Origin of the sequence: Paenibacillus sp. FSL R5-0636 (assembly GCF_037974255.1) — a bacterium.
Taxonomy (GTDB): domain Bacteria; phylum Bacillota; class Bacilli; order Paenibacillales; family Paenibacillaceae; genus Paenibacillus_AQ; species Paenibacillus_AQ odorifer.
The window spans coordinates 1,889,606-1,908,617 of sequence record NZ_CP150232.1 but is presented as its reverse complement, the minus strand read 5'-3'; the positions used below and the strand labels follow the sequence as shown (position 1 = coordinate 1,908,617).

Annotated in this window: 15 protein-coding genes and 1 riboswitch; of the genes, 1 reads left to right on the top strand and 14 read right to left on the bottom strand. The window is 44.1% G+C overall.

Going from position 1 to position 19,012, the window contains the following annotated elements; all coding sequences use genetic code 11:
• Window positions 1–2: 2 nt before the first annotated feature.
• From MKX34_RS08275 to metA, 10 genes are all read right to left on the bottom strand, one after another.
• Complete coding sequence (locus tag MKX34_RS08275; RefSeq protein ID WP_036684466.1) at window positions 3–1,079, bottom strand: sensor histidine kinase; 1,077 nt, start codon at window positions 1,077–1,079, stop codon at window positions 3–5.
• On the bottom strand, window positions 1,080–2,153 hold the full coding sequence (gene liaF / locus MKX34_RS08270) for a cell wall-active antibiotics response protein LiaF (RefSeq protein WP_036684468.1): 1,074 nt from the start codon (window positions 2,151–2,153) through the stop codon (window positions 1,080–1,082).
• 239 nt (window positions 2,154–2,392) lie between these two features.
• Complete coding sequence (locus MKX34_RS08265; protein ID WP_156113077.1) at window positions 2,393–2,536, bottom strand: hypothetical protein; 144 nt, start codon at window positions 2,534–2,536, stop codon at window positions 2,393–2,395.
• A gap of 146 nt (window positions 2,537–2,682) precedes the next feature.
• A complete protein-coding gene (locus MKX34_RS08260; protein WP_235219506.1) occupies window positions 2,683–3,531 on the bottom strand; it encodes a 3D domain-containing protein in 849 nt (282 codons plus the stop codon).
• A gap of 136 nt (window positions 3,532–3,667) precedes the next feature.
• Window positions 3,668–5,608 (bottom strand): threonine--tRNA ligase, encoded by a 1,941-nt coding sequence (thrS, locus tag MKX34_RS08255; protein WP_036684469.1) that lies wholly within the window; start codon window positions 5,606–5,608, stop codon window positions 3,668–3,670.
• 506 nt (window positions 5,609–6,114) lie between these two features.
• Window positions 6,115–6,285, bottom strand: coding sequence for a toxin-antitoxin system HicB family antitoxin (locus MKX34_RS08250; RefSeq protein ID WP_036684471.1), 171 nt, complete (start codon window positions 6,283–6,285; stop codon window positions 6,115–6,117).
• 11 nt (window positions 6,286–6,296) lie between these two features.
• Window positions 6,297–7,139, bottom strand: a complete 843-nt coding sequence (locus MKX34_RS08245; RefSeq protein WP_036684473.1) for an SPFH domain-containing protein — start codon at window positions 7,137–7,139, stop codon at window positions 6,297–6,299.
• A gap of 402 nt (window positions 7,140–7,541) precedes the next feature.
• Window positions 7,542–8,678, bottom strand: a complete 1,137-nt coding sequence (gene mqnC, locus MKX34_RS08240; protein ID WP_036684474.1) for a cyclic dehypoxanthinyl futalosine synthase — start codon at window positions 8,676–8,678, stop codon at window positions 7,542–7,544.
• A gap of 628 nt (window positions 8,679–9,306) precedes the next feature.
• Complete coding sequence (locus tag MKX34_RS08235; RefSeq protein ID WP_076101579.1) at window positions 9,307–10,479, bottom strand: PLP-dependent transferase; 1,173 nt, start codon at window positions 10,477–10,479, stop codon at window positions 9,307–9,309.
• A 36-nt stretch (window positions 10,480–10,515) separates the two neighbouring features.
• Window positions 10,516–11,436 carry a homoserine O-succinyltransferase gene (gene metA, locus MKX34_RS08230; protein WP_036684477.1) on the bottom strand — a complete coding sequence of 307 codons (921 nt, stop codon included), beginning with the start codon at window positions 11,434–11,436 and terminating at the stop codon, window positions 10,516–10,518.
• Between the two features lie 115 nt (window positions 11,437–11,551).
• Window positions 11,552–11,681, bottom strand: a riboswitch (SAM riboswitch).
• 396 nt (window positions 11,682–12,077) lie between these two features.
• On the opposite strand from metA, the gene corA reads away from it, so the two are divergent.
• Window positions 12,078–13,013, top strand: a complete 936-nt coding sequence (gene corA / locus MKX34_RS08225; RefSeq protein ID WP_076297588.1) for a magnesium/cobalt transporter CorA — start codon at window positions 12,078–12,080, stop codon at window positions 13,011–13,013.
• 86 nt (window positions 13,014–13,099) lie between these two features.
• Here corA and MKX34_RS08220 read toward each other — a convergent pair whose 3' ends face one another.
• The 4 genes from MKX34_RS08220 to MKX34_RS08205 all read right to left on the bottom strand — a co-directional run bounded on the left by MKX34_RS08220 (window position 13,100) and on the right by MKX34_RS08205 (window position 18,981).
• The gene (locus MKX34_RS08220) at window positions 13,100–14,116 is read right to left on the bottom strand and encodes an HRDC domain-containing protein (protein WP_076297589.1); all 1,017 of its coding nucleotides are present in this window, start codon (window positions 14,114–14,116) and stop codon (window positions 13,100–13,102) included.
• A 210-nt stretch (window positions 14,117–14,326) separates the two neighbouring features.
• The gene (locus MKX34_RS08215; protein ID WP_051491338.1) at window positions 14,327–15,208 is read right to left on the bottom strand and encodes an ROK family protein; all 882 of its coding nucleotides are present in this window, start codon (window positions 15,206–15,208) and stop codon (window positions 14,327–14,329) included.
• A gap of 169 nt (window positions 15,209–15,377) precedes the next feature.
• Complete coding sequence (locus MKX34_RS08210) at window positions 15,378–18,104, bottom strand: hypothetical protein (RefSeq protein ID WP_076297590.1); 2,727 nt, start codon at window positions 18,102–18,104, stop codon at window positions 15,378–15,380.
• 13 nt (window positions 18,105–18,117) lie between these two features.
• Complete coding sequence (locus tag MKX34_RS08205; RefSeq protein WP_076101575.1) at window positions 18,118–18,981, bottom strand: copper amine oxidase N-terminal domain-containing protein; 864 nt, start codon at window positions 18,979–18,981, stop codon at window positions 18,118–18,120.
• Between the last annotated feature and the right edge of the window lie 31 nt (window positions 18,982–19,012).

The following is a 19,012-nucleotide window of genomic DNA, read 5'->3' as shown; positions in this document are numbered from 1 at the left end:
CTCTACTCCTCCTCGTCCTGTGTATCTGTTCCTAACGATCTATTCTGCTCTAATTCTGGGTTCCCTTGAACAAACTTAGGAATATGTACACGGATCGTCGTTCCCGCACCCTTGCGGCTAATAATCTCCACTTGCCCACCCAGTTTCTCCGCGCGTTCGCGCATGGTGGTGAGACCGTAGGAGCCTTGTTTTTGCTGCACATGTTCAAAACCTTGACCGTCATCACTAATACTCAGCACAACTTGTCTTGATCCTTCACGCAGTGATAGGCTGACCAGTCTAGCTTCAGCATGCTTCACAATATTCGCCATCGCCTCTTGAATAATTAGGAACAGCTGATGTTCGATCGCTTCCGATAACTCGCCCTGAAGTTCGAGCTCCTTCATTCCTTTTAAGCCATTCTGGCGACAATAATCGGGAAACCATTTTTCCAGCGCCTCGAACAGATTTCGACCTTCCAGCTCCACTGGACGCAGTTGTGCAATTAATGCTCTCATTTGTTTTTGTGCCATCTGAGACATTGTAATCAACTGGTCCATGACCATTTGACCTTGAGCTTCATTGACCTTCAGAACTTTAGGCAGCGAAGAAGCGGACATATGGATGGCAAAAAGCTGTTGGCTCACCGTATCATGCAGATCCCGGGCCATACGCCTTCTTTCCTCCAACACCGCACTCTCCGCTGCCTGTTCCTTCTCAATAACCTCTTGTTCACCCAATCGCTGTAGAAGCTGCATCTTATTCTCAACCGTATCCATCATGACATTAAACTCGTGATACACTCGGGCAAAAGACTGATCGTCACTTTCTGGCATCCGTACGGACAGATTTCCTTTGGCTACCTGCAGCATATTCAGATCCAGATGATCAATCCGGCGCTGAATCCGCTGGCCTGCCATGTAGCCGATAACTACAGTGAACAACACAATCCCGAGACATAAGTACAGCCACATCCGATAATCCTTCACTTCGATATAACCAAGGCAAGTGCCTGCATACATCAATCCAGCGCTTACCGCTCCAGTGAGCAAAAAGTAAAACAACAGCAACCATTTGGTATTACTGAAGATTGTCCCCATCTAACCCACCGTTTTAACTTTAATGTCACCTATAAATGCACTTACATTTATACGGACTTTTTTGCCTGCTTCTTTATAATAAGGAGTCTTGCACTGTACACTGCTCATAAACCCACTGCGAGACTGATCCAGAACTTCCATATCCCCGATAAAAGAACTGCTGTTCACCGAGATGCCAAGATCCATATCATTCGGAATGTACACTTTAATGTCGCCTATAAAAGCGGAAATATTAATCCTCGTTTCGCCATAAGCAATTTGTGCATTCGTCAGATCCAGTACGGTATCGCCGATAAACTGCGAGATATTCGTGTTCTTCAGTTGGAAATGCTCGCGCCCCATGTGGACATCTCCGATAAAAGCAGAGCGATTGGTCGATTCCTTTTGATTATTTGATTCATGGAATTCCTCATGCCATTCACCATGTCTACGAGCATGACGCTCATGACGTTCCTGACGTCTGCGCTCGTGTCGTTCCTGCTTCTCTTGCCAACGTGCTTCAGCGCCGGACTTATAAGATCCTGTTTCGTCCTCATCGTCTTCTTCATCTTTTTGAAGATAGTCCTTCCAGTCGCGTTGACCAGAAGCCTTGCCGAATTTTTGCTCAAATTGTTCATCAAGTGTGGAATCCAGCGGTTTGGGCGGCTCCACATCTAGTGAGCTTTTTCCTGAAGGAAAGTGATCTGGTGGTGACGGTGGAGCTGGTGGCACAGGTGGTACTGAACCGCGTGGTTTAAAAATCACATAAAGTCCGCCGCCAATCAACATGACTGGAATGAACATTTTGAAAAAATCCCCGGCCGAAATATCAAACCAATCTAAATTCCGTCCAAGGAAAAACACTCCGATCGCCAGAAAGAAAAAGCCGCCGATAGGTGAAGAACCTTTTGATTGCTCCTCCCCTGTACCTAAAAGCCGTTTCATTCCCATTAGGATCAAGATAACCGGCCAATAATTCGAAATCAGGTAACCTAAGCTGAAATCAGTGTAACCCAATTGTCTCAGTAGAAACATAGCTCCTATCCCTATCAGGATCAGGCCGCCTAAAACCTGGCTGGTGAACCTTCTTTTCATGACTCATTTCCCCTTTAAAGTAGTGGAACGCTCTCTTCTTCAATCTTATAGCCTTAGTCTACAGGAATGAAGTGCTGAGAAACAGCGGCGAGAGAAGGAACTTCCCCTCAGTCTCTAGACTGAGATGAATGGGATAAAATTCTATTTACTTCATTATATATGAAAAAAGACTGTCCCTCAGTAATTAACTGATTTGGACAGTCTCTTTTTTTCAGCAGTCTTCTGCTTCAGTTAGCGCATTATTGTTGCGGTTTCTGAGCTGGTTTAGAAGTATTTCCACTTTGCTTAGTAGCGCCGTCATTCTCAACAGCAAACTCAGCATTGTATTTTTCATTTGGTGTTTTGTAATTTTCTTGTACTTTAGATTTCTTGTTATTGGCCACGGAATTCACCTCCTTTTCTCTTATGCAGCATAGAATATGCTTACTAAGAGAACATCTCGGAAGAGGCAATTGCTTTGCCCCAGTCCGTATTATGGCAAGGTGATGTCACTATTATGCATGACCAAGTGAAAATAAGTTCAATCCCATTAAATGGATTCTTCGAGCAGGGATTGCGGCACTGCTTTGTAAGTCTCAATCGCTTGGCTCAGCTTCTTCAGCATGACTTCCGTGCAAGTCCCGTTACCACGCTTAATGAGTTGAACTACAACCGATTTTTTGCCCCATTCCTTATACACCTGTTTCGTAGTAGCAAAATACAGATCAATCTTCCGCCCTTTAATAGCCGAGCCCGTATCAGCAACTATGGCGTATCCATAGCCCGGTATATAAAGAATACTACCCAACGGCAAAACCTTAGGGTCAGCAGCAATGGTTGAGACTGTATTCTTATCTCTGCGCACTTTTACACCTGAATAGGTGATTCCATATTCGGGATGCTTAGATGTTTTACCTGTAGATTCATAACCCGCAGTATAGCCAGTCGCCATTACTTTCATTGAAGTAATAATCTGGTCTTCCGCAGGAGCGGCTACAGGAATAGAATTTGGTAACTGTTTTGAGGATCCGCTGCCACCATTTGTTTTAGTGGTTGGAGCTTTGGTGCTCTGCGGTGCCTTTGTCGCTGCTGGTTTATTTTTTGTTGTTGCAGGTAATACAGGTGCGACGGAATGCGCCTCGTTTGACATTAGTGTGGCGCGGCCAGTCGCAAGAACGACCTTATCATCTGTGGTTCTCATAAACACAGAATTAGCTTTGGTATATTGCAACTCGTTCGATAGCGTTTTGTTAATACCCGTGTGCTGTAAAGTGTCTCCTGTCCCAATGGCCCCTACTGCCTGTTGCTTAGATTCTGGAATGATTCCAGCAGCGGTCAATAGCAAAACGATGGTGACAAAAAGACACCAAAACCTCTGAAATATGCCCATTTTGTTCATGTGATAAACCTCCCCCTTATTAGCGAAGGTTTCCCGATTCACAAAATTTTATACATGAAGATCAGAAGTTGATCCTCATGGGCATATAACAGAGGTCTTATTTAGACGTAATTTTGGTGTTGTTAATTACAAGAAATTAGGAAATCACACGATCAGCAATTTCCTGAGACAAGAGCTCAATCACTTCTTGAAGCGGCTTAGCTCCAATGTCGCCTTCCCCGCGTTTACGGATGGAGACCGTCTGAGCGTTCATCTCATTCTCGCCAACTACGAACATGTATGGCAGTTTCTCAAGCTGAGCTTCGCGGATCTTATAACCCAGCTTCTCATTGCGGAGATCTGCCTCAGCAGAGATACCACGGCGACGCAGCTTGTCTGTAACTTCCTTGGCATAATCGTCGAACGCTGTCGATACAGGAATTACTTTAACCTGCTGTGGAGATAACCAAAGCGGCAGCGAGCCCGCAAAGTTCTCTAACAGGAAGGCAACGAAACGTTCCATAGTACCCAAGATTCCGCGGTGCAGAACGACTGGACGGTGTTTTTGACCATCATCACCGATATATTCCAGTTCAAAACGTTCAGGCAGCAAGAAGTCGATTTGTACAGTAGACAGAGTCTCTTCTTTACCTAATACAGTTTTAATTTGCACATCAAGTTTAGGACCATAGAATGCAGCTTCGCCTTCTGCTTCGTAGAACGGCAGTCCTGCTTCCTCTACTACCTCACGCAACATCCGCTGTGCAGTTTCCCACATTTCGTCATTCGCATAATATTTCTCTGTATCCTTAGGATCACGATAGGACAACCGGAAACGGTAGTCATTAATACCAAAGTCACTGTATACCTGTTTAATCAATTCGATTACACGAATGAACTCGCCTTTAATTTGGTCCAGACGGCAGAAAATATGGGAGTCATTAAGAGTCATCGAACGTACACGGTGTAAGCCAGTCAATGCGCCTGACATTTCATAACGGTGCTGGATACCAAGCTCAGCAATACGGATCGGCAGATCACGGTAGCTGTGCATCGAGCTCTTATAAATCATCATGTGATGCGGGCAGTTCATTGGACGAAGAACAAATTCTTCATTGTCGATAGTCATCTTAGGGAACATATCCTCTTGATAGTGCTCCCAGTGTCCTGAAGTTTTGTACAGTTCAACATTACCCAGAACTGGTGTGTATACATGCTGATAGCCAAGACTTGCTTCCAGATCTACGATATAACGCTCCAGAATACTGCGCAATTTGGCACCCTTAGGCAACCAGATTGGCAAGCCTTGTCCTACCAATTGATTAAATGTAAAGATTTCAAGCTCTTTACCAAGCTTCCGGTGGTCGCGTTTCTTCGCTTCTTCAAGCAGGCGAAGATGCTCATCAAGCTGAGCTTTTTTAATCCAAGCTGTGCCGTATACGCGTTGAAGCATCTTATTCTTGCTGTCGCCACGCCAGTAAGCACCAGCTACATTCATCAATTTAAAGACTTTGATCTTGGCAGTCGACGGCACATGCGGTCCGCGGCATAGATCGAAGAATTCACCTTGTTCATAGATAGAAATCACGCTATCTTCAGGCAATGCCTCGATCAATTCCAGCTTGTAAGGATCACCTAGCTCACCGAAAATTTCAAGTGCTTCCTTGCGGCTAACTTCTTTGCGCACGATCGGCAGGTTCTCCGAAATTATGCGGTCCATTTCCTTTTCGATTTTGAGCAAATCTTCAGGATTTAGAGGATGTTCCAGATCCATATCGTAGTAGAAGCCATCTTCAATGACCGGACCTACACCAAGCTTAACTTCTTTTGTTCCGAACAAACGTCTAACCGCTTGAGCCATCAAGTGAGCTGTACTGTGACGCATAACCTCCAGACCTTCAGGTGAATCCAAAGTTACGATCTCTACCAGTGCGCCCTCTTCAAGGGGAGTAGATAAATCTACAACGATACCGTTCATTTTCCCCGCTGCTGCATTTTTGCGCAGGCCACTGCTAATAGAAGCTGCTACATCATCAATACTGCTACCCTCTGCGTATTCACGGACAGAACCGTCCGGAAGCTTAATACTTACTGACATTGCTAATTCCTCCTTCATATAATTAAGCCTAACGGCCCTTTAACCTTTGCGGAACAATAATATCCACGCACACAAAAAAACGCCCGTCCCGCAAAGGGACGAGCGATTACACCCGTGGTTCCACCCAAATTCGATTCTCTCTAGCCTCCCTTGAAACCTCAAGCGGAGTGAAGATAGAATCCTTCGTAAGCATGGAGTAACGACCATGAACCGGCAGTTCTTACTATCCCATTGCAGGGAGTTCAAAACGGCAGCTACAAAGGGGTAAATCGAAAGCAGGATGCCGGAGGAAATTTCAGCCTAAGTTTCCTCTCTCTGAACGGTCCAGAACAATCAACTCATATCTTCGTCAATGCTGTTAACGTGAATTATGGAGTAATTATAAATCTGTCCTCTCTGACAGTCAAGTCAGAAAAGGGTCCAAAATGATAGAAACTCAGGCAGAAGACACACATAAGGACTGTTCTGGCAGCCAATACATGGATGCCGAAACAGTCCTTTTGTGGTTATTCCTCTCGCCGTTTTTTTTCAGGTAAGCGGCCTGCACGTTTCAAAGACTCACGCAACAAGTATTCGATATGTCCGTTTACGCTGCGAAATTCCTCTCCCGCCCATCGTTCCAGCGCCTCATGCAGATCCGGATCGATCCGCAGTGGAAAGCTTTTCTTGGCCGCCATGATGCACCGCCTTAGTACAACGAGCCGGCGTTAATGACCGGACTCGCTCCGCGCTCCGAAACGATCGCAACCATCAGATTATTGATCATCGCCGCTTTGCGTTCCTCATCAAGCTCAACTACGCCGCTTTCTTTAAGCTGTTTAATCGCCATATCGACCATGCCTACGGCGCCTTCAACAATGATTTGACGAGCGGACAGAATTGCAGATGCTTGCTGACGTTGCAACATTGTACTGGCAATTTCTGTGGAATAAGCCAAGTGTGTAAGCCGCGCTTCAATGACCTCTACACCAGATATCGACAAACGTTCTTGCAGCTCGGTTGCCAATTCTTTAGCAATCTCATCTGCATTAGCCCGCAGGGACATGCCCGATTCATTGAAGTTATCATACGGGTATTTACTGGCTACATGACGCAGCGCTGTTTCACTTTGGATTTCCACAAACGCCATATATTTATCTACATCAAAAAGCGCTTTTGCAGAGTTAATTACCTTAAATACGATAACTGCAGCAATTTCAATCGGATTACCTTCCACATCATTAACCTTCAGCTTGACACTGTTAAAGTTACGCACGCGGAGGGAAACCGTCTTGCGCAAACTGAACGGAATGACTGCAAACAAGCCACTTGTCACGATAGTCCCTACATATTGCCCGAAAAAGGTAACTACGACTGATTTATTGGGCTGCACAACCGTAACACTTGTACATAATACCCCAGCTACAACGAACAGAATGACTGGCACTGCGACATACTCTTGAACTGCACCATAAATTCCCCCAGCTAAACAAACTGCAATTAAGGCGAGAACCCAAAATCCACTGACAGGACGAAGCGTTTTCTCTTTCATAAAAGCACCCCCAATAGATATTCTTTTGATATGATTATGATATCACTTTTGGATAATAATGTGAATAGGTAAAAAGAAATTAAAAATGCTTTTCTGTTCATATTTCATATACTGCAGCTCTATCGGACCCCACAGTCGCTATTGCGCTAAAAATCAGCCTATATGAGGCTCTTTTCAAGGATACCGTCGCTGGGGTCGAACACCTGCTCAAAAGACGCTGAATTTACGAATAAGGTCCACTGGGTCCATACGCCTAACGGATGATATAACAAGCGAAGATTCAGATGTGTTCTGCAATGAGGCTTGCTAATGATCGTAATCCTAACCTTACAAAAAAACGCTTGATGCTCATTAGTCCACTGAAGGATTAACAAGCATCAAGCGTTGATTAATTAATATATATTAGTTCTGCATTACAAAATCATTATCAATCTTCGCATTAGGATCATCGAACACCCGCAGAATATCATAACGTGTATTCCGCTGCGCTGGAACTTTGCCTGCTTCGCGAATCAGCTGAGTAATCGACTCGATGTTTACCTTGTAAGTCGCACCCGCCGAAGATACTACGTTCTCTTCAATCATTGTGCTGCCGAAATCGTTGCAGCCATATTGCAAGGAGAGCTTGCCGACCTCTGGTCCCATAGTGACCCATGAAGATTGGAAGTTCTTAATATTATCCAGCACAAGGCGACTGATCGCCACCGTCTTCAGATACTCCTCAGGCGTTTGTCTGTCCAGCTTCAGGTTGGTATTGTCCGGCTGGAATGTCCATGAGATAAAGGCCAAGAAACCTTCAGAATCATATTTGTTGGCAATACACTCATCCTGAGCCTCACGCACACGTAGTAAGTGCAAAGCACGTTCCTCCATACTTTCCCCAAGCCCAATCACCATTGTCGCTGTGGTATTCATACCCACTTTATGTGCCGTCTGCATTACATCCATCCACTCGCGCCACGAGCCTTTTAGTCGGCTGATTTTGCGGCGTGTACGGTCATCAAGAATTTCTGCGCCTCCGCCTGGCAATGAATCCAGACCCGCAGCATGAATTTCACGAACCACTTGTTCCAGTGGTAATCCTGATACTTCTTTCATCTTCATAATCTCCGCAGGAGAGAAGGAGTGCATTGTAATCTCAGGGAACCGTTGCTTAATTCCGCGCAGTATATCTGTATAGTAGCTAAATGGAAGGTTAGGATTAGTTCCACCTTGCATAAGAATTTCTGTACCATTAACAGCAATTGTTTCAGCAATTTTTTGATAAATCGCCTCATCTGGCAGCACATAGCCTTCATCCGAGCCTGGTCTGCGGTAAAAAGCGCAAAAACGGCAGTACACATCACATACATTCGTATAGTTAATATTACGGCCAATTACAAAAGTGGCTAACGGGTCCGGGTGCCAGCGTTCCATAATAGTGTTTGCAGCAGCACCCATTTTCTCAATTTCGTTGCTCTCGAATAGTCGGATGGTATCTTCCAATTGGAGACGGTCGCCCCGCAGGGCTTTATCCAAAATAAGATCTATCGCACTCATCGTTCGCATCCTCCTTTTAAACCCTTAGGGATATGGTAGATTCACAAAATCACAAGAAAAAATAACGTTGTCGTCCTTTAGAGATAACAACCGTTTCTCGTAGTAACATAAGGATAAAGTATAGTATGTAACTTATACCTTATATTTTAATAAATGAACAGTTCATTTCCTCATCGTATCACAATCTGAACAGCTTGAAAAACTTTTTACTTTCTCAGCAAGATACCATCCAGCAGAAAGAGTCCTTACATTGCTGCCTGCACCCGTTGAATCAAAATTCCCTGAGGCTGTCGGACACAGATGACGTTATTTGCAAGTTTTTAGCCTTTAGAGCATAGTTATGGACTCCAGTGATGCTATTCCATGAAAAGAGCCTCATGAAAGCTGTTTTTTAGCGCTATAGCTGCTGTGGAGGCCGTTAACATTCCAAATGTGTAATAATGCTGTATCTAAGGTCAGCTGTGTCCAATAGCAAAAAGTCCAAAAAGAAGAGCTATCCCAGCAGCCAATTCCCGGCTTATGAGACAGCTCTATTTCATCCTCAGTCTAACACCAGCTCTAAATCAACGGTGAGTTAGATCCTCGATATTTTCCAGCAATTCGGTGCCGATCTGGGTTGCCGTTACTTTTACTTCGTTTCGATTTCCGCCCGCGCAGCCTCCAAAGCATGACCCAGATCAGCAATTAGATCCTCCGCATGTTCAATGCCCACCGAGAAGCGCAGCAACCGATCATCTACACCCACCGCATTCCGAATTTCCACAGGAATGTCCGCATGCGTCTGTACTGCAGGATAGGTCATTAACGATTCAACCCCGCCGAGGCTCTCCGCGAAGGCTATAAGCCGAATATGACGAAGCAGAGGTTCTACGTATCTGGCATCTTTTAATTTGAAAGAAAAAATTCCGGTATTGCCCGAGGACTGGCGATTCTGAATTTCATATCCCGGATGATCCGGCAGGCCTGGATGGAACACTTCCGCAATCGCCGGGTGCTCTTGTAGATAGCGGGCAATTGCTAGTGCATTACTCTCGTGCCGTTCCATACGCAGAGCCAGTGTCTTCATGCCTCTCATCAGCTGATAACTGTCTGTTGGCCCAAGCACAGCGCCAATAGAGTTATGTAGAATCGCTATTTCAGCGGATAATTCAGCCCCTTTAGATACAATAAGACCAGCAAGTACATCATTGTGTCCGCCCAAATATTTGGTAGCACTATGGACTACAATATCCGCACCTAATTCCAGAGGACGCTGGAAAAATGGAGTCAGCAGTGTATTGTCTACAATTGTGAGCAGCCCATGATGACGAGCCCAAGTAGCAACCGCTGCAATATCCGTAACCATCATCAAAGGATTCGTTGGCGTTTCAATAAATATCGCCTTTGTATTTGGAAGACGGGAAGCCCCAAGCGCATCCAAATCATTCGTATCTACATAGGAAGCAGTGATTCCAAACTTGGACATAATTCGTTCCAACAAACGATAGGTCCCGCCGTAAAGATCCAGCGAAACGATCAAGTGATCGCCTTGCCCAAACAGGGTAAATATGGTTTGAATAGCCGCCATCCCAGAGCTACAGGCAAAACCTGCATCACCAGACTCCAATTCCGCAGCCGCATTCTCCAGTACGGAACGGGTCGGACTTTTGGTACGGCTATAATCGAAACCTGTGCTCTGCCCAAGCTTCGGGTGACGGAATGCCGTAGCATTATAGATAGGAAAATTAATGGCTCCGGTAGCCGGATCTTCTTGTGAACCTATTTGTGCCAGTCTGCTTTCAATCCTAAGTTTGTCGTCCATGATAAATGCCTCCTAAATTATAATGTAGCGCTGATCTTAATAAACAATCGGGTCGATATCGTAAGGTGTCTCTTGATATACATAGTAATTGAGCCAATTAGAGAATAATAAGTTGGCATGTGCACGCCACACTGCAGGAGGTGTCCGTTCTGGATCATCTTTAGGGAAATAGTGTTTCGGCAAGGCCATCTCCATGCCCCTCTCCAAATCACGATCATATTCCCATTTCAGGGATAGAGGATCGTACTCGGAATGTCCGGTCACAAATATTTGTTTGCCGTCGGTCGTAGCTACTAGATACATACCAGCTTCTTCGGATTCTGCCAGAATCTGCAGATCTGGATTGCTCTCAATATCTTCGCGGGAGACATCGGTATGACGGGAATGCGGTACATGGAATACCTCGTCAAAACCGCGCAGCAATTTAATGTTATTTTGATTAATCGTATGGGAGAATACACCAAAACATTTTTCAGGCAATGCCACTTTACGAACACCAAAATGATGATACAACCCTGCCTGTGCCGCCCAACAGATATGCATGGTCGAGGTCACATTATCCTTGCTCCATTCAAAAATCTCTTTTAGCTCTTCCCAATAGGATACTTCCTCAAACTCCATTTGCTCTACGGGTGCTCCTGTAACAATAAGGCCATCCAAACGGCGGTGGCTGATCTCGTCAAAAGTTTTGTAAAAGCTTCTCAAATGCTCAGCAGAAGTATTCTTAGAAGTATGTGAGCGTGGATGCAGCAAGGTAACATCAACTTGCAGCGGTGAATTTCCTATTAAACGCAGCAATTGAGTCTCCGTCGTTTCTTTAGTCGGCATGAGATTCAGAATAGCAATCCTTAGTGGACGGATATCCTGATGGAAAGCCAAACTTTCATCCATCACAAAAATATTTTCTCCGGATAGTACTTCTTTTGCTGGTAAACTGTCGGGAATTTTAATTGGCATTGTCTTTCCACTCCTTAACTGTATTTAGGTTATGTTGTCACATCGCGGCTTTCTGAACAATAAAAAGACCTTTCTCGGAAAACGAGAAAGGTCATATCTACAGTCATATGCGCCTCTCTCATCTGCCAGAAACTTTTGGACGGGGTTTAGTCGTCAGCAAAGTTCCGCAAGAATTAGCACCGTGCGTTCACACGCCGGTTGCCGGGTTTCATAGGGCTAGTCCCTCCACCTGCTCTTGATAAGATTTAGCTGTATTCAATTAAATTTCTTTAAAATTTACTTTAAATCATGAACCTCCTTTTCGTCAAGTCCATACAATGCTGAAGTAGCCTTAAAGTAACAATAAATTTGCTTGAAAGAGGCATACTCCGTTGTTATACTAGACAAGTATTTCATACCTGAACGAAAAGAAGAGGTGAGAAGAAGAATGGAAGGCGACCCGAGCTCGCAATTAAGTGTACAAAATGAGCAACCACACAGGATAATCATCAGCTTGCCGGCGGCGGGAGCAGTTCTTCTTCATGCCCTCGAATCGTCATTCGGCCTCTTGTATTGATTGTAACGCCGGCCAAGCTGATTTTTTCTCTGTGCTTAATTAGCAGTCCCTGGTGAAGACCCGGGGATAGAAGGAGTGGAATCAGATGAAAATCCGGCTGGTGAATGCAGGGGTTTTTACACCTATTGATGAAATTGATGAAACATTGACACCCCCAACAGAAGGGTTCTATTGGATTGATGCAGATGTGGAGGATTTGGAGCTGCTTCAGCCCCTGTTCAACCTGCATGATCTCGCTGTTGAGGATTGCCTTAGTGAAGAGGATCAACGTCCAAAGATCGAAATATACGAAAGTCATTACTTTATTGTTGTAAACAGCATCCGCTTTGATGATGAGGAAATTTTCCTGCGGGCACTCAATATATTCTTGGGCAGACATTATATTATTACTGTAACGAAACAAAAGATCCACGAGCTGCGCATCCTGAAGCCCATGTTATGGGAACAAGAGGTTAGCGAACCTGACCAATTCCTTTACCTGCTTATTGACCTTGTCGTAGATAATTATTTCTCCGTAGGTGACCGAATTGAAGCCCGGATTGAGAAGCTTGAAGAGGATATTCTAATGCATACCAAGAAATCTCATCTGAGTGAGATTATCGGTCTTCGAAGTGAAATCTTATGGTTAAAGAAGATGCTGGGACCACAGAAAGAGGTTATCAATACCCTGAACAAAAAAGACCTCCGTCTGATTGATGATCAGCTGCAGAAGTATTTTAGCGACATTTATGAAAATGCAGTTAAAATATCCGAAACCTTTGAGACGTACCGCGATCTCATGGGCAACTTACGTGAGGCCTACCAATCCAGTATCGCCAACCGCGCCAATGAAATTATGAGAGTATTTACCGCGATTACAACGATATTCATGCCTTTGACCGTAATCACCGGAATCTATGGGATGAACTTTGATCATATGCCTGAATTGCATACGAAATACGGTTATTTTGCCGTGATAAGTCTAATGTTGACGTTAGGCTGTGGGATGCTGTATGTATTCCGCAAGAAAGAATGGCTATGAAAATAAACGGACGAATAGGTAAGACGAAGGCCCTTTAACCCTATGGTGTAAGGAAGCCTTCGTCTTTTTGATATGAGAAAAAGCTACTAGAAACTGGTCGCCATGTCCACTTTAGGAGCTTGCTCCCGCCGGAAACGAATGCGCATCAGCCGTAGACGTTCATAATAGCTATCCAGCCCTTCTGCTGCTGAAAAATCCTCCCCATACACCTTATGCAGCACTGGCTTTAGAAAAAGATCTCCTACCTCTACATAGGCATTCCATATCGCCTCCTGCTCATTCTGCGGCACATTTTTCAGTTCTACCTCGATCAGTTTCTCCACGCAATAACCTTCTCTTTCCAGCTCCTCTACCGCTTCAATCAGTTCGCGACGGTTCACTCCACTGTTCACCTTAAGCTGTTCTAACCCTAACCCATTCTCGATCCCTTGCAGCAGAATTCGCCGTAATCGCAGTCTTTCTAGCTGTTTCTTATATTTGACCTCTTTCTGTTTATAGAGCCAGGATACAAAAGAGTCCTCCTCAATTTCTTGGTGTACCCAATTCAAAGGAAAGGAATGTTCCCTTGCAGCCGTAGAGGTTATAGCCAACCAATCCGTACCATATTGGGCTACCTTTCCTTCCCCTACACCAGGGATCTGCAGCAGCTCCTCTGGTGTATGCGGCAAGAAAGTGCTTATCAAACGTAACAAACGATTGCTGGCAAGAATGTAAGGGGCTTTCCGTTCACTAGAAGCTCGGCTGCGGCGCCAAGCACATAACTCCTCATAAATAGCTTCGTTCCCATTATATTCACTGTAATATTGCAGCCTTAGCTGCTCCTGATTGCGCCCAGTAAGGCCGTCTTCTTCATGAAATACGCCATCAATCAACGGCCGATAGCCATCCCCCATCTTCACCGCCAGCTCATGCCTGTAAACACAGAGCATTTCATTCCAAGAACCACCCGCATACCACAAATGCTCCTGCGTCTCCTCACCGTCTGAAAAATCACGCCAGCCCAGGCTCCACACTCCTTCTTCCTCTCCAATCCATAGCTGAGCGAACACCTCTTGATCCACCCCAGATATTCTGGATAAGCGATTCATAAATACAATTTGCATATTCATCCCTGCCTTTCTAGTCTTCAGCAAGCACTATACCTACCGGGTCTGAACTACTCTTCGCTGGTGTGAATCCCACACTGTCAGACTCGGAAAACGCAAAAAAGCACCCCTCTCACGATAAACGTGAAAGAGGTGCTCCCTCATTAAATGCTATACTGTTAGATCCTACAATACCATATATTTCCTAACAGTCAATATCTTTTTATACTAGTTTCTTGCCAAAGCTAAGGTTGCCAGTCCAATCGCACCTGCAAGTCCTGCATTATCTCCAAGCTGCGGTGGCACAACGTAATTATCAATATCGGTATTGAGCGCTGGATGCTGAACATAACCTTTAAGCAGCTCCTGCAGCTTGGTACGGATTAGCGGGAACAAGTGGCTTTGCTTCATGACCCCACCGCCCATTACGATTTTTTCGGGAGACAGAATCAGCACGTAATTCATAAGTGCATGTGCAAGATAATGAGCTTCCATATCCCAAGCTGGATGGTCAACAGGCAGCTCGCCTGCTGGTTGTCCCCAGCGTTTGCCAATCCCCGGACCTGCGGCTAACCCTTCAAGGCAATCGCCATGATAAGGGCAGTAGCCCTCAAACGTGTCCTCTGGATGTCTGCGAACTAGAATATGTCCCATCTCAGGATGAGACAATCCATGCACCATCTGACCTCCAACAACTGCTCCCGCTCCAATACCTGTCCCAACCGTAATATAAAGGCAGCTGTCCAGACCTTTAGCCGCTCCCCATTTACTTTCCGCAAGCGCTGCACCATTCACATCCGTATCAAAACCGATCGGCACGTTAAATTGCTCAGCCATTGTACCTACCAGATTATATTGTCCCCAGTGAGGTTTTGGTGTCGTTGTTATGTAACCATAAGTAGGGCTGTCCAGCACGGGATCAATCGGTCCAAACGATCCAATACCAAAAGCTTCTACATTCTTCCCATTAAAATAGTCGATTACGAGTCCCATCGTTTCTTCCGGTGTTGTTGTCGGAAAGCTAACTCGGTCCAGAATGGTACCGTCCTCATAACCAATCCCGCATACAAACTTCGTTCCGCCTGCTTCAATCGCTCCCAATAACTTCATAGCAACTATCTCCCTTCTCCAATAAGCAATAATCCGCCATCCAGTGTGAAAATAAAAAAACAATATAAAATAAAACAATCAACAGCCCTTATTATACGTTGGATGAAGCGCTATCACAATAATAAAACTCCCTTCATGCAATTTTGCATGAAGGGAGTTTTATTATTGTTTAATTATTTAAGTCATCAAACATAGAGCCTTTTACCGTAACCTCAATTTGATCCAGCGGCTTAATGCCGACAAGCTTGCCCAGTGATTTGTATGCGTTGGTACTCTTGGAGAGCTCCACATCTGCCAACCAAGCCTTAACATAGTACTTCCCATCTGGCATTTCAGCTGTAGTATAGACAGGAATATGGTCCTTATTAATCGTAATCGTCACCGTAGACTTTTCCGTGATCTTGTACATATTCTGATTCAAGCCCACATATTCACGGTATTTGAAATTGTCGAAGCTTCCCAGTGTACTAGACTGTGAGTAACCCTCTAATATATTCTTCCAGAATTCATGGGTGCCATTATCACTTTCTCTTTCTTGTGAATATGGGATCTCTTCCACATCTTTAGTAAAGCTGTTCTCCACCGTCAACAATTTCGCATCATTCACTCCGGTGTTATCCTCTACGGATAAAGCTGCTGGCTTTCTTGCAAAGTTATTCCCGTTTTTGCTCAGTGGTTCATTCCGCAGATTGACCGCAACTTTATCATTATTGATATACATAAGATCAGTTTCATATCGGAAAGAATTCGTAAGTTCCTCAACAAGATCCTTATGGTCCTTCGTGTCTTTATCCGTATCTTTAAACGTAACTGTCTCCAGTGTAAAGGTATACGTTCCAACAGGATTAAAATAATATCCGGATTTAATCGGATAATCATACCCTTGAAGTTGCTTATCCGTCGCAAACACGGCGGTATCATAATTAGATTTGTCGTTAAGCATTTTTTTAGCGGTAGCTCTGGCTTTCTTATAAGCTTGAGCCATGCTATTCTCTACCTTCCAACCGATGTCTCCGCTTGCCTGTTGTGTGAAGATTCGTTCGAATTGCCCCTTTACTTTCGTCCAATCCTGTAAGTTCTTATTCTCATCTTCATGAGCCATCCAGCGGATTACATTATAATTGTAAGGCTCACTTGTCCAGAGGAGCTTTCGAATCAAAGAATCCGCTTTATTCTTGTCTATTGAATTCTTGTACAGCTTAGGTGCTATTTGTTTGGCCCCGTTATAAATATAGGTCCGAATGGTTTTGACATCCTCACCTGGTGTAAACGGAGCTGAAGTGCTGCCGCTCTCCGTATACGTTTGACAAGATTCAACATCTTTACCTTGCCCGTTCTTAGTTGTGCTGCACACCTGATAATTACGAGTGAAATTTCTGCTCACAGTACCCTGGAAACTGATATTACCTGACTTTTGATTAGGTGTATACGGAGCCGGATTAATGTACCACTTACCGTTAACAGGATCATCACCAAAATCAGGACGCTGTAGACTAGCTATGATGTCAGGTTGCCTAACTATAGTACTGGCGGCATCGTTAACCAGCGGATTATTCTCCACACGGAAATAACGATAGATAGTATCCGAATTATTGATTACTTCCAAAGCGCCTGTAGCATTCCCACTCCAAGTAAAATCAGAATATTGCGGTTGTAGAACAGCCTTTATAGCAGCACCATCGGCTAACCCGAATTTCACTTTTTTCGATAACACATTATAATCCAGATCGAAGGAGCCTTTAGTTGTTGGCATCGAGTTGACCTTCTTAATCCATCCGTAAATCTCATTATTTCCGTAAAAGACTTCATTAGGTGACTTCAACCTGTTCAGATTAAACTGGATGTATACGTCCTCATCAGGCATTGTAAATGTCGCGAAAAGAATATTGTCAGCCGTATTAGCCGCAAGCATAATTTCACCTGCTAACGTTGACGCATGACCATGGTATCTTACAGGGATTTCCTTTCCGTTACTCGTGATCTTCCAAGCGTAATCTGTTGTTTTCTGCGTGGCGAAGCTGGATCTGAGTCTGATTCCAACGGTTACCTCTTGTCCAGCTACCGCGCCGGTTGGCAAAGTTTCGAAATGAGGGGATAAATCATTTACCTGCAAAATAAACGGTGCGATAGGAATGCCTAAGTAAGTAATATTTCCGTTGGAACCTTGGATGTAAATCCTGCCTGATCCCCAAGACAGATAGGTAGGCGGTTGCAAGACGTGAACATAATCTATCCATCGCCCTCCCTTAGACGGTGTAGTATTCTGAGTGTATACAACCCTGTCTTTATACTCCTTGTCTTGATTGTTATAGATGAACCGTTCATATTTCTTACCGGCATAGCTCAGGTTTAGTCCAGTAAGAATCGCCTGCTCAAAAGTCCCGCCGGAATTTGCTAGATACTCAATATCCCGACCTACAAATGCATCAAAATCATTTTTTCTAATTTTGTAGCTTGATTTTACGCCAGAGTCCTTCCAAGGTTCCTTAATCATATTAAAATTCTGAATTTGAATCCCGCTCCATCCAGCATACCATGGAGCTCCCTCAGTTGAGACCGAGTCCCCATCAATCGAATACCCGGAAAAAGCAAACATATTGCTATGCTCCAGCCATTCATGATTTCCACCATAAACAATCTCAAAATTACTATTGTTAGATTTTATCTGGTTTTGCAACAAATCCTCTCTTAACTTTCCTTTATTAGTCTCCATTGTGTAATAATTAGATTTTTTATAGAGCTCCGCCATATCTTTATTGATCTTCTCGATAACAGCTGTCGCTGTTTTTGGAAGATTGTTAGATGTATCATTCACTGACTCTTCAGAGAAAACTGAAGAAGCTATAGATTGGAATAAGAATATTGTCACTATACTAAGCCATATCGATTTTTTCATACCTTCACCTCTCCTACTTCGGCCATACTGCGATTCCTATATCCCCCATACCAGGAGAGTCTACATCAATTTTATAATCTTTGCTTTGGAAGACTTTATAATCTAGCTCATCCATTCTTTTTGTTTTTGTTCTAACATACTTCATAATCGAATCTACGACATCGCCCTCAATGTTTTGTCTAAGAATATTCTCCGCTTCCTTCGCTTCCAGTGCAGGGTCAGAGCCTATATTAGTAAATGTAATTGTGATTTGAAAAAGATACTGACCTGCTTTCCGATCATCATTGTTGTATACTGTCAGCTGTGAATCGGTAATATAAGTCGACTCTAGATTGGCCCCCAATTGAGTATACGGGATTTCAAACCCATGAATCGTTACCGTCTTCGCTCCATTCGTTGATTCTCCCGTAGCAGGCTTATCAGAGGTAGCTATTTCACCTGAAGGAGTAGTGATGTAGACCGTCTTCACAGCATCATCCCATTTCACGTTTACACCGAGTCCTTCATATACAAATCGAAGTGGGACAAAGGTTCTTGACTGTTTGAACAATGCTGCCGTGTCCATTTGTTTTGTTTTTCCATTGAGCTCATAACTCTTTTTCCCGATATAGACACCCATTGTTTTGCCTTCAAGCGAGATTGTTGCCTTTTTGGCCTTACTGTCCCATAACACCTTAGCTCCAAGCGCTTCACTTATAAAACGCACGGGTAGCTGTACTCTTTGCTGCGCATCGATAAAAGGCTGGGCGTCTGGAAAAATAACTTTTTCTCCATTTACTACTACCCTCAATGGAAGACTTGCTGCAAAACCTGAAAATGCAGAAGTCATCAGGGATACCATTAGTAATAAAAGTAGAGAACTGATTAATTTTTTCATATAATTACTCCTCTCAATTTATCTTTCTATT

What these genes read in the sequence shown, in the direction of transcription:
- MKX34_RS08210 (WP_076297590.1), bottom strand. Translation starts at nt 18,104, where the DNA reads ATGAAAAAATCGATATGGCTTAGTATAGTGACAATATTCTTATTCCAA.
- MKX34_RS08245 (WP_036684473.1), bottom strand. Translation starts at nt 7,139, where the DNA reads ATGAAAGAGAAAACGCTTCGTCCTGTCAGTGGATTTTGGGTTCTCGCC.
- MKX34_RS08250 (WP_036684471.1), bottom strand. Translation starts at nt 6,285, where the DNA reads ATGGCGGCCAAGAAAAGCTTTCCACTGCGGATCGATCCGGATCTGCAT.
- MKX34_RS08260 (WP_235219506.1), bottom strand. Translation starts at nt 3,531, where the DNA reads ATGAACAAAATGGGCATATTTCAGAGGTTTTGGTGTCTTTTTGTCACC.
- MKX34_RS08220 (WP_076297589.1), bottom strand. Translation starts at nt 14,116, where the DNA reads ATGCAAATTGTATTTATGAATCGCTTATCCAGAATATCTGGGGTGGAT.
- corA (WP_076297588.1), top strand. Translation starts at nt 12,078, where the DNA reads ATGAAAATCCGGCTGGTGAATGCAGGGGTTTTTACACCTATTGATGAA.
- MKX34_RS08215 (WP_051491338.1), bottom strand. Translation starts at nt 15,208, where the DNA reads ATGAAGTTATTGGGAGCGATTGAAGCAGGCGGAACGAAGTTTGTATGC.
- MKX34_RS08235 (WP_076101579.1), bottom strand. Translation starts at nt 10,479, where the DNA reads ATGGACGACAAACTTAGGATTGAAAGCAGACTGGCACAAATAGGTTCA.
- liaF (WP_036684468.1), bottom strand. Translation starts at nt 2,153, where the DNA reads ATGAAAAGAAGGTTCACCAGCCAGGTTTTAGGCGGCCTGATCCTGATA.
- MKX34_RS08275 (WP_036684466.1), bottom strand. Translation starts at nt 1,079, where the DNA reads ATGGGGACAATCTTCAGTAATACCAAATGGTTGCTGTTGTTTTACTTT.
- MKX34_RS08205 (WP_076101575.1), bottom strand. Translation starts at nt 18,981, where the DNA reads ATGAAAAAATTAATCAGTTCTCTACTTTTATTACTAATGGTATCCCTG.
- mqnC (WP_036684474.1), bottom strand. Translation starts at nt 8,678, where the DNA reads ATGAGTGCGATAGATCTTATTTTGGATAAAGCCCTGCGGGGCGACCGT.
- metA (WP_036684477.1), bottom strand. Translation starts at nt 11,436, where the DNA reads ATGCCAATTAAAATTCCCGACAGTTTACCAGCAAAAGAAGTACTATCC.
- thrS (WP_036684469.1), bottom strand. Translation starts at nt 5,608, where the DNA reads ATGTCAGTAAGTATTAAGCTTCCGGACGGTTCTGTCCGTGAATACGCA.